This window comes from Streptomyces sp. NPDC020490, assembly GCF_044335305.1.
GTDB lineage: Bacteria > Actinomycetota > Actinomycetes > Streptomycetales > Streptomycetaceae > Streptomyces.
This window is the reverse complement of record NZ_JBIRUY010000019.1, coordinates 145,856-156,998: the sequence shown is the minus strand read 5'-3', so window position 1 is coordinate 156,998 and position 11,143 is coordinate 145,856. Positions and strand designations below refer to the sequence as shown.

The window sequence follows — 11,143 nt, the reverse complement described above, 5'->3', positions numbered from 1 at the left end:
AGAGGGTGTTCAGATCTTGCGTCACAACATGATCTTGAACACCCTCTGTTCACGCCTGATCGTCAGCCCAGGACATAGGACTTACTCGTCTAGGGGTCGTCCTCCCCAGGGCGCGGGACCCGTCGGGCGCGCGGCGGAGGACCCCCTCGGGGTGCCCTGCCGCCTCCCGGCCCGCTCAGGGTGCACCCTGCCGCGACGTGAGGATCAAGTGGGAGAGTGTCCGGGGCACGACCGACGCAAGTGTCCGGGGCACAACGGACGCAGGGGAGGGAACCGGCGTGGGCGGGACGAGACCGGCGGCACGTACGGTGACACGGCGCACCACGACCGACCGGCGCGGGGCCGTCGTGGCCGCCCTGATGCTCGCGATGGCGCTGCCGGCGCTGGACTCCACCATCGTCTCGACGGCCGTCCCGCAGATCGTCGGCGACCTCGGCGGCTTCGCCGTCTTCTCCTGGCTGTTCTCGGGCTACCTGCTGGCCGTCACGGTGACCCTGCCGGTGTACGGAAAGCTGTCGGACACCTTCGGCCGGAAACCGGTGCTGGTCGCCGGCGCGGCGGTGTTCCTGCTGGGTTCGCTGCTGTGCGGCGCGGCCTGGAACATGGGCACGCTGATCGCCTTCCGGATCGTCCAGGGGCTCGGCGGCGGCGCCCTGCAGGGCACGGTGCAGACACTCGCCGCCGACCTGTACCCGCTCGAGGAACGCCCCAGGATCCAGGCCAGGCTCTCCACGGTCTGGGCGGTGTCCGCGGTCGCGGGCCCCGCCCTGGGCGGAGTGCTGGCCGCCTACGCGGACTGGCGCTGGATCTTCCTCGTCAACCTCCCGATCGGCGCGGTCGCGCTGTGGCTGATCGCCCACCACCTGCACGAACCGGAACGGGAACCGGCCGCCACGCGGGCCCGCGTCGACTGGGCGGGCGCGCTGGCGGTGTTCGCGTGCGGGGGCGTGCTGCTGACGGCGCTGGTGCAGGGCGGGGTGGCCTGGCCGTGGCTGTCGGCCCCGTCGTACGCCCTGTTCGCCGCGGGGCTCGCGCTGGCCGGGCTCGTGGTGTGGGTGGAGCGCCGGGCGGCCGAGCCGATCATCCCCGGCTGGGTGTGGCGCCGCCGCACGATCGCCGCGGTCAACCTCGCGCTGGGCGCGCTGGGACTGCTGATGGTGGCGCCGACGGTGTTCCTGCCGACGTACGCCCAGGCGGTCCTGGGGCTCGCCCCGGTGACCGCCGGTTTCGTGCTGTCGGTGTGGACGCTGAGCTGGCCGGTGTCGGCCGCCCTGAGCCAGCACGTGTACCGGCGCATCGGATTCCGCAACACCGCCATGCTCGGCATCGGGGCGGCGGCCGCCATCCTGTTCGCGTTCCCGTTCCTGCCCTATCCGGGCGCGGCCTGGCAGCCGACGCTGCTGATGCTGCTGCTCGGCGCCTCGCTCGGCCTGTTCCAGCTCCCGCTGCTCGTGGGCGTGCAGTCGACGGTGGTCTGGTCGGAGCGCGGCACCACGACGGCTTCGGTGCTGTTCTGCCGCCAGACCGGCCAGACCGTCGGCGCGTCCGTCTTCGGCGCGGTGGCCAACGGGGTGCTGGCCTCCCGCCTGGGCAGCGCGGGCGACCTGGACACGGTGACACGGGCCCTCGACACCGGGGCCGCGCCGGAGGCCACGCGCCGGGCGGTCGCCGACGCGGTGCACGCGGTGTACCTCGGCGCGTCCTGCGCCGCCGCCGTGGCCTTCCTGGTCCTGCTCCTGCTGGCCCCGCGCCGCTTCCCGGTCCTGAAGGACTGAAGGGCGGGGTTCGCGGTGGGCGGGGTTCGCGGTGGGCGGGGTTCGCGGTGGGCGGCCTTCGGGGGGCGCGCGATGCGTGGACAGCGCCCCCGGTTCGCCGCTCACACCCCGGCACGCGCACCGGTCACACCCCGGCACCCGCACCGGTCGCTCCCCCGGCGTGCACGGGTCACTCTCCCGGCGCCGACCCCGTGAGCGCCGTGAGACTGGCCCGCACGTGGTCCATCTGCGCCCGCACATCGTCCCACCGCTCCCCGTGCTCGCGCAGCACCCGCTCCGTCTCCAGGGCGATCCGCTCCTCGTGCACGCGCGCCTCGGCGATGATCTCGGCGGCACGCGCGTGTGCCTCCTCCTGGCAGCGGCCTGCGGTCTCCTCCGCGCCCGCGAGCGCCTGCTCCGCCTCGGACAGCACCGCCTGCGCCGCCGCCATCCGCTCGGCCTCCCGCGCCTCCAGGGCGGCCACCCGTCCGGCCTCCTCCCGCTCGGCACGGACCAGGCGTTCGGCGTTCTCCTTCGCCTGTTCGGCGAGCATCGCAGAGGTACGCCGGCCCATCTCACGCAGCGCGGCCAGCGCCTCGCCACGGCCGGCCTTCACCTCGCGCCGGGCGGCGACCCGGATCTCGTCGGCCTCGGCGCGCGCCGCGTGGAGACACTGCCGGGCGCATTCCTCGGCGTCGGCGCGCACGGCGTCGGCGTGCGCCTGCGCGGCGTCCCGCACTCCGTCCGCGTGCGCCTGCGCCTCCTCCACCAGGCGCTGCGCCTCCCGTCGCGCGTCCTCCCGCACGGCGGTGGCCTCCTCCTGCCCGAGCTCGAACAGGCGCCGCGCGCGCTCCCCGAGCGCCTCGTACGTCTGCGGCGCGAGCTGTGCCACCGTCTCCCGCAGCCGCGCCGCCTCCGCCTCCATCTCCTTGGCGAGCACGGTCAGACGGGCGGCCCGCTCCCAGGCGGCGTCCCGGTCACGGGAAAGAGCGGCGGCGTACGCGTCGACCTGGTCGGGACGGTAGCCGCGCCCCCGTACGGCCACGAACCCGTGGAACGAGACCGGTGCGCTGCTCATCCTGCAACCCCTCTCCGCCGAACGGATGCGGCATGATGATTCGCGCACATCTTGATGTACCGGATGTAAGGGCTCATAACGCGACACTCCGCGCGCCGGTCCCGTCACGCGCCCGGGTTGCGGGCCCGCTCGCACGTACGGGACACGGGCACCCGCGCGAGCACGGGCACGGGCACGCACGCGAGCACGGGCACGGGCGCGCCGCGAACGGGGCGCGGTCACGTCCCTTCCAGTCACGGGCAGGCGCGCGGGGCGCGGGGCGCGGCTACAGGCGCGAGGCGCGGCCGCGGGCGCGGGTCCCGCCGGGCGCTGTCGGCCGGGGCGGTCGGCCGGGGCATGCGAAAGGGCCGGGACCGGTCTCCACGACCGGGCCCGGCCCCACAGGCAGGCGGAGGTTCAGCGCGTCACAGCAAGCCGTCCCACATCTGCTCCAGCAGCACCGACCACCAGCTCTCCGGCGACCCGAGCGCCGCCGGGTCGAGCGAGGCCAGCTGGGCCTGGAAGTCGACGGTCCAGCGGCCCGCCTGCTCCTGGTTCAGCCCGAACCGAAGCCGCCACATCCGTCCGAGCAGCGCCAGGCACCGCTGGAACTCGAGCAGCCCCGTGTTCACGAACTGCGGCGGCACCGGCGCCCCGCCGGGCCCCGCCTCCACCGGCACGGCCACGATGTTCGCCGTCCCGTACTGCACACAGATCGCCCTGCCGAAGTCGCTGCCCATCACCAGGTACGAGCCCGCGTCCGCGGCCGGCCGCACGCCGCGCTCCTGCGCCAGCTCGGCCAGCGTCGGCACCGGCCGCCCCGGCTGGGCCTGCGCCCAGAAGAACGGGTTCATGTCCATCGGCAGCCCCGCCACCACCAGCGAGTGCGCCACGACCGGCGGCACCCCCTGCCGGGACACGGCCGCCTGCTCGAACCGGAAGATCCCCGGCCCGAAGGCGCCGGCCAGCTCCTGCGCGACGCCCTCCGGAGGAATCGGCGGCACCGCCTGCACCGGCGGCAACGGCGCACGCACCGGCGCCGGCCGCGCCGGCCCGTCCGCCACCTGGTGCAACTCGCCCTGGTGCGCCAGCAACTGCCGCATGCCCTGCTGCCGGCTCGCGTGGTCCGTCCCGTACGGCGCGATGCTCGTGATCCGCGCCTGCGGCCACTGCTCCCGGATCATCCGCGCGCAGTACGCGCCCGGCAGCTCGCACGACTCCAGCTCCGTGTGCAGCTCCAGCACCTGGTCCGGCGGCACGTTCATCGCACGCAGCTCGTGGAAGATCTGCCACTCCGGGTGCGGCGTCCCCGGCGCCGACCGCCTGATCAGCTGCTGCTCGGAACCGTCCTGCGCGCGGTAGCGCAGCACGGCCTGATAACCGGGACCGACCGTCGGCTGAGCCTGCTGCTGCGGATAGCCGTAGGCGGGCGGCGACTGCTGCCCGGGCGGCGACATGGGCGACTGCGCCGGCATGGGCGACTGGGGCGACATGGGCGGCTGCACCGACATGGGCGACTGCGGCGACATGGGCGGCTGGGGAGCGCCCGACGCCATAACGGGCGCACCCGGCGCACCCGGAGCGCCAGGAACACCGGGTGCGCCGGGGGCGGACGGCGGCGGGGGCACGCCGGGGCCGCCCGCCGGGGGCGCGGCGAACATGGTCTGCGCCTGGTGAACGGAGCCCGGGGCGCCCGCAGGGGCGCCCGGCGGCTGCGGCGCGCCCGGGGCACCGGGCATACCGGGGGCGCTCGGGGCACCGGGTGCGCCGGGCGGGTTCTGCGTGCCCGGGGCGCCAGGAGCAGCGGGTGCGCCGGGGGCACCGGGCACACCCGGGGCGCCCGGCGGCTGCGGCGTGCCCAGGGCGCCGAGCTGACTCGGGTCGGCGAGCATCGTCGCGGCGTGGTGCACCCCGCCCGGAGGCGTACCGCCGGGCGCGTTCGGCGCACCGGGCGGACGGGGGGCGCCCGGCGGCTGCGGCGCGCCGGGGCCCTCGGGCCCCTCCGGGCCGAGCGCCGACATCAGCTGAGTCGGCACGTACCCGCCCGCGGGGCCGCCCGGCGCGCCGGGGGCCTGCGGCGGCGCAGGCGTGCCGCCCGGCCGCGCGCCGGGCGTGCCGGGAGCGCCGGGCACGCCCGGCGGAGGCGGCGGATTAGCGCCCCCGCGCGCACGACGCGGCGGCGGGGCCGCCTTGCTCGTGGCGGCCTCGGCGATGTCCCCGGCGTTCGACGCGAGCGGCCGGGCCGGCCCGGCCGGCGGCTGCGGCGCACCCGGGACACCGCCGGGCGGCGTCCCCTGCGGACCGCCCGGAGGAGACGGCGGAGGCGGAGGCGGCGGAGTACCCGGGGCCGCCGGAGCACCGGACGGTGCCTGCGGGTAGCCGTACGACGGCGCGGGCGGCGGTGTCGCGCCCGACGCTCCAGCGCCCGGAGGGGGCGTGCCCGGCACGGGCGGAGGCGGCGGCGTGCTGCCCGGCGCAGCCGGGAACGCGGGCGCCCCCGGCGCACCACCCTGCGGGCCACGCGCGCCTGGCACGCCGTGCCCTGCCGACGCGTTCGGATCACCGAGCGCCGGCGTCACCGCCGTCGGCGGCAACTGGCTGCCGCCCGAAATCATTGCCGTCCGGGCATTCGACGGCGTGTCGTCGGACAGCTCGCTCAGCTGCGGCGCGAACACCGTCGCGGGCAGCGGCACCGAGCGGTCCTCGCCCGCATCGGCGTTGGTGTCGGTCCCGGCCCAGGGAGTCGCCCCCTCGGGCACCTCCGGCGCGCCGGGAGCCCCGTGCGCCCCTGCGCGAGCCCCAGCGCCGGTCCGCGCCGCGCTGTCAGCGCTCGCCCCGGCCTCCGGCCACTCCGCACGCCCCCCGCCCGGAACCCCGGCCTGCGTCTCAGCGAGCCCCGCACCCGCCGAAGCACCATCAGCAGCCGCACCCGCACTCGCCGCGCCCGCCCCGGCATCAGCCCCGGCACCCGCGCCGGTCCGCCGATCCGGAATCCCCAGCTTGTCCGCCGCCTCCTGCAACCACTCCGGCGGACTCAGCAAGAACGACGTCTGATTCAGATCCACCCGCGCCGGAGCACCCGGCACCGGCGCATCGGCGACATCGGGACGGCCGTACTCCTCCTCGTACCGGCGGATCACCTCACCCACCGGCAGCGCGGGCCACAGCGTCGCCTCACCACTGTCCCGCGCGATGACCAGCCGCTGCCCGCCCCCGTCCGAACGCGGCCCCTCCGCACGGTCCTCGCCCCACACCACGAACCCGAGCTCGAACTCCCGCACCCGCACCTCACGATGCTGATACGAGGGCACATCGCCGTTGATCCACTCCTCGCCGCGCTCCTGCGCCTGCGCGAACGTCACCATGGCCCGAACCTCACTCCCCCACCGACGACACCGGCACCGCACGCGCGAAGCCGCCGTCCACCATCAGGTTCGCCACGGTCTCCAACTCCGGCGGAGAACCCGCCAGCCGCGACAGGAACACGTCGAAGTCCTCACCGCACGGCAGCAGCAACCGCTCCACCCGCTCCGCCGGCGACCACGACGGATCCACATCACGCACGTCGTCGTACGCGCAGAACCACACCGAACCGACCCGCTCGCCCTTCACCTTCACCGCGAGCAGACCACCCTGCACGAACCCGACGCTCAGATAGTCCTTCGTCAGATGATCACGCAGACACTTGTTGACGTACACCAGATCGTTGACCGCCGCCTCGTCCCGCACCGTGAAGAACGGCTGGTCGATCAGCAGCCCCAACTCCGCGTCCAGCGCCGTGCCCACCGGCGCGCACCCGCCCGCCGCCTTCAGGAACGACCGGTACGCACCCGGCAGCCGGTACCCGAGATCCTCCTCGACCCCCTGCACCTGCGACTCCGTCACCGCCACACCCGACTTCGGCAGCCCGAAGTGCGCCGGACGGGTCTCCTGCAACGGCCGCGTACCCCGCTTGTCCTGCTCGACGTTCGCCGTCGCGATCCCGCCGTGATGCCGCAGCAGCGCCTTCACCTCGACCGGCACCAGCTCCAGCCGCCGGCCACCCGCCACGTGATGCCACGTCCAGCCGTGCGGCGTCGCCACCGACGGCACCGTGTCCCACAGATCGTGCCCCGACGCCGCCAGCGCCGCGTTCGCCGACACATAGTCGGTCAGCCGCAACTCGTCGACACCGAAACCCTCCGGCGGCTCGGCGATCTCCGCCACCGCCCGCGCGTAGGGCGAGAAGTCGGGATAGCCACGCTCGTCCACCCGCACCCCTCTCGGATGACGGGCCGCCCGGACCGGATCCGGAAAGTGCACGACCTGCCCGGCATAGGCCGCGTTCGGCGGCGCGGCTTGCCCCCCGGCCTGGCGGCCGGGAGGTGCCCCCAGCCCGAGCCGACCTGTCGTCATCGCGGTTGCCCCCTGCGGCACTCTGTACGACCCGTAGTGACCCGCCTCGGCCCACTACGCCCCGTATCGACTGTCTCGTCCGTCCCGACTTCCGTCGCGACTCCCACCACGCATGTCACTGTCCGTCGACCGCGTGGAGAGCGGTGCCGACAGCCTATGCGGTACGCACGCACCGGTCACCGGGCACCGGCCGGTCACCCTCCGCTTCCGTGACCAGCCGTCACAGCGCCGTGACAGCCTGCCCAAGCACTGGCGTGTCGCACCGCCTCAGCTTCCGCACCCGCCACGCGATTTGGCACTCTGGGTCGTCCGGGGGGACGCTCGGGAGGGAATGACGATCATGAACGCCACACAGACGGGACCTCACTCGGCACCGCGCACGGGCACCTCGTCCGGCGACCCCCGCATCGGCTGGAGCGCCGCCGAGACCCCGCACGCCCCCGTCCTCCGCCACCGCCGCGACGGCATACTCCCCACCGTCGCCGCCGCCCTCTCCGTCCGCGGCGCCACCCTCACCGGCACCGCCGCCCGCGGCGACCAGCCACCACCCCTGCACCCCCTCGTACAGGACTTCCTCGACACCCTCACCAGCGCCCAGCGCGACCGCTTCACCGGCCGCTGCGCCGAAACGATCCTCATCTCCCGCCACATCACCGCCGCCGACGCCGCCCGCACCAAACGCGCCGCCCGCAAACCCATGACCAACGGCGAAGCCCGCAAAGCCCTCAAACAAGCCAAACTCACCACCCGCCGCATCCGCGAGGACGGCGACCCCCTGCACGGCAGCTTCGCCGCACCCTGCCGCGCCTGCACCGCCCTCAGCGCCCACTTCGGCGTCCGCATCGTCGACCCCACGACGACAGACCGCTGACCCCCGCACCCACCCCCGCACCCACCCCCGCACCCACCCCGACCCACCACCACCCAGCACTCCGGCAAGACGGCCCCCGGCCGGTCCCTGACCTCGACGAACGAAGGGCAGATGCACCCCGACCGCACCTCCTCCCCCCATCCCGGCTTCGCCCGACCCGGGGGATCCCCACCACGCTTCCCCGTACCCGTCGACGCCGCCCTGCGCGCCGCAGGCTGGCAACCCGGACGCTGGGACATAAAACAAGCCGAGATCTGGGCCGACACCCTGCGCGACCACACCTCACCCGCCGGACACCGCCACGCGGTCTTCCCGGCGGCCGTCGAAGCATGGGCCGAATTCGGCGGCCTGCACCTCACCCCCACCGGCCCCGGCCGCCAACTCGCCCCCGCCACCGTCCACCTCGACCCCCTGCACGGCCTCCACATGGCCCGCACCCTCGGCGACCTCGGCCGCGCCCTCGGCACCGACGTCAGCCCCCTCGGCGCCGAGACCGACACCACCGCCGTCCTCGCCATCGACGCCGCAGGCCGCGTCTACGCCCTCGACCACACCGGCGACTGGTACCTCGGCCCCGACATCGACCAAGCCCTCACCGGCCTCGTCGCAGGAATAGAACCAGTACGCCTCACCGCCGGCTGACCCCCGCACGAACAACAGGGCCGGACGCGAGCAACCGTGCCGCACCCCCGCACGACACCCCCGGCGCTACGACGCCGGAATCACCGCCGACACCCGGAACCCCCCGGCGTCCGTCGGCCCCGACACGAACACACCACCCAGCGCCACGACCCGCTCCTTCATCCCCACCAGCCCATTGCCCCCGGACGGCAGCCGCGCCGACGACGCCGACGCCGGCTCCGGGGGCGGCTCGTTCTCCACCTGCATCGCGATCTCCGCCGCCCGGTGCGCCAGCCGCACATGCGTCTTCGCCCCCGCCGCGTGCTTGTGCACGTTCGTCAACGCCTCCTGCACCACCCGGTACGCCGTCTGCTCGATCTCAGCCGCGTACGACCGCTTCTCCCCCTCCACCGACAGGTCGACCACCATCCCCGCCGCCGCCGACTGCCCCAGCAACTCGTCCAGCTCCGACAGACACGGCCCCTCCCCCTCCTCCGCGTCCGGCACAGCCGCCGCGGCCACCGCGCCCGACACCGCCCCCACCGCCGCCAACGGCACAGGCCGCTCACGCCCCCGCACCCCGTCCCCACTGCGCAGCACGCCGAGCATCTCCCGCAACTCCGTCAGCGCCTGCCGCCCCATGTCCCCCACCAGCACGGCGTTCCGGACCGCCTTCTCCGGATCCTTGCGGGCCACCGCCTGCAACGCGGCCGCGTGCACCACCATCAGACTCACCCGGTGCGCGACCACGTCGTGCATCTCACGCGCGATCCGCGTCCGCTCCTCGTTGCGGGCCCACTCGGCCCGCTCCTCCGCCCGCTCCGCCAGCAACTGCAGCTCCCGCTCCAGGCTGTCGGCCCGCTCCCGCAAGCTCTCCATCAACCGCCGCCGAGCCCCCACATACAGACCCAGCAGAAGCGGCGGCGCGGTCATCCCGACAGCCGTGGTGATCGACGCGAACGGCACGAACCAGTCACCGAGATCCAGATCACCGTGCGCCATGTCCTGCCGCACCCGCACGAACATCACGATCAGCATCCCGACCAGCGACATACCGGCCAGCGACCCGATGATCCGCCGCGGCAGCTCGGAGGCGGCGAGCGTGTACAGGCCGACAATGCCCATCAAATAGCCCATCTGGGCCGGCGTGATGGCGATCGACACCAGCACCACGGCGATCGGCCACTTCCGACGCACCAACAGCGCCGACCCGGCCAGCACCCCGAACACCACACCGGCCGCCGCCGGAATCCCCGCGTCCCGCGCGAACTCGATCCCCTCCGCCGCGCACTCCAGCGCGGACACCGACGCCAGACCGGCGTCCAGCGCCGCACTGCGCCACCTGGCCCACCACCACGGCCCTCCCGCGGCCGTCGCGTGGTCTTCCCCCGTCGTGGTCATGGCTCCAGCCTAGATGCGCCCGGGTGGGGTTTTCCGTCCAGTTTCCACGACTGGCCCACACCACAACGCGTAACCGAACGGGCGCGAAACCACCCGATATCGCTCGAACTGCTGAACCGCACACCGTTCGACCACGGAACGTCCCGTTCCGCCCGGACGGTATGCCCATGGCACCCCCACAGAGCAAGTACGCGGATTTCGAGAACCTGCGCGAGCAGGCAGTGGCACTGCGGCGCCAGGGCTACAGCCTCCGGCAGATCCGCGACGAGCTGAAGGTCTACAACAACGACATCCTCAACCAGCTGGTGAAGGGAGAACCGCCGCCGGAGTGGACGAAACGACCGCGCGCGAAGGACGACCTGCGGGCGAGGGCGCGCGAGCTGCGGCTCCAGGGCTGGACGTACGACCAGATCGAGGTGGAGCTGGGCTGCTCGAAGAGTTCGATCTCCCTGTGGGTGCGAGACCTGCCGAAGCCGGAGCCTCGCTACACACCGGAGGAGCAGCGGGCGCTCATGCAGGCCGGGCTGGCACGCCTTCGCAGCGCACAGGACGAGGAACGACAGCGAGTCAAGGAGAGCGCCGCCGAGGAGATCGGCGAACTGACCGACCGGGAGCTCTTCATGGCTGGCGTCGCGCTCTACTGGGCCGAAGGCCAGAAGAGCAAATCGTACAGCCGCCGCGAAGCCGTGTGTTCGTCAACAGCGATCCTCAAGTGATCCAGGTCCACCTGGCCTGGCTCGACCTGCTGGGTGTGAAGCGGGAGCGCCTGCGGTTCCGCGTGATGATCCACGAGACCGCCGACGTGGCAGGCTCCGAGCGATACTGGGCCGACCTCGTCGGTATCGCCCCCTCCGCCCTCCAGCCGTCGACCCTCAAGAAGCACAACCCCAAGACCGTCCGCGAGAACACCGGCGACGGCTATCACGGCTGCCTCGTCATCCGAGTTCTACAGGGAGCCGAGTTGTACCGTCGCATTGAGGGCTGGTGGTACGGCATAGTAGGAGCTGCCCTTCCGGGCGATCACTCGAACCGGACATAAGGGCA

The 11,143-nt window shown here is 73.8% G+C and carries 7 protein-coding genes and 1 pseudogene; 4 read left to right on the top strand and 4 right to left on the bottom strand.

Features of this window, described 5'->3' with window-relative positions:
- Positions 1 to 278 precede the first annotated feature (278 nt).
- Positions 279 to 1,775, top strand: coding sequence for an MFS transporter (locus tag ACH4ZX_RS21210; protein WP_398274758.1), 1,497 nt, complete (start codon positions 279 to 281; stop codon positions 1,773 to 1,775).
- A 169-nt stretch (positions 1,776 to 1,944) separates the two neighbouring features.
- Here the strand turns inward: ACH4ZX_RS21210 and ACH4ZX_RS21205 are convergent, their stop codons facing one another.
- From ACH4ZX_RS21205 to ACH4ZX_RS21195, 3 genes are all read right to left on the bottom strand, one after another.
- Positions 1,945 to 2,832 (bottom strand): cellulose-binding protein, encoded by an 888-nt coding sequence (locus ACH4ZX_RS21205; RefSeq protein ID WP_398274755.1) that lies wholly within the window; start codon positions 2,830 to 2,832, stop codon positions 1,945 to 1,947.
- Between the two features lie 404 nt (positions 2,833 to 3,236).
- Positions 3,237 to 6,176: an SUKH-4 family immunity protein gene (locus ACH4ZX_RS21200; protein ID WP_398274752.1), complete on the bottom strand. Its 2,940-nt coding sequence runs from the start codon at positions 6,174 to 6,176 to the stop codon at positions 3,237 to 3,239.
- Between the two features lie 10 nt (positions 6,177 to 6,186).
- Positions 6,187 to 7,206 (bottom strand): SMI1/KNR4 family protein, encoded by a 1,020-nt coding sequence (locus tag ACH4ZX_RS21195; RefSeq protein WP_398274749.1) that lies wholly within the window; start codon positions 7,204 to 7,206, stop codon positions 6,187 to 6,189.
- A 331-nt stretch (positions 7,207 to 7,537) separates the two neighbouring features.
- Here ACH4ZX_RS21195 and ACH4ZX_RS21190 point away from each other — a divergent pair, with 331 nt between their 5' ends.
- A complete protein-coding gene (locus ACH4ZX_RS21190; RefSeq protein WP_398274746.1) occupies positions 7,538 to 8,077 on the top strand; it encodes a YwqJ-related putative deaminase in 540 nt (179 codons plus the stop codon).
- A 111-nt stretch (positions 8,078 to 8,188) separates the two neighbouring features.
- Complete coding sequence (locus ACH4ZX_RS21185; protein ID WP_398274744.1) at positions 8,189 to 8,719, top strand: SUKH-3 domain-containing protein; 531 nt, start codon at positions 8,189 to 8,191, stop codon at positions 8,717 to 8,719.
- Positions 8,720 to 8,785: 66 nt separating this feature from the next.
- On the opposite strand, the gene ACH4ZX_RS21180 is transcribed toward ACH4ZX_RS21185, so the two are convergent.
- Positions 8,786 to 10,099: a sensor histidine kinase gene (locus tag ACH4ZX_RS21180; protein ID WP_398274742.1), complete on the bottom strand. Its 1,314-nt coding sequence runs from the start codon at positions 10,097 to 10,099 to the stop codon at positions 8,786 to 8,788.
- Positions 10,100 to 10,266: 167 nt separating this feature from the next.
- Here ACH4ZX_RS21180 and ACH4ZX_RS21175 point away from each other — a divergent pair.
- Positions 10,267 to 11,138 (top strand): annotated as a pseudogene (locus ACH4ZX_RS21175) (hypothetical protein).
- Positions 11,139 to 11,143 lie beyond the last annotated feature (5 nt).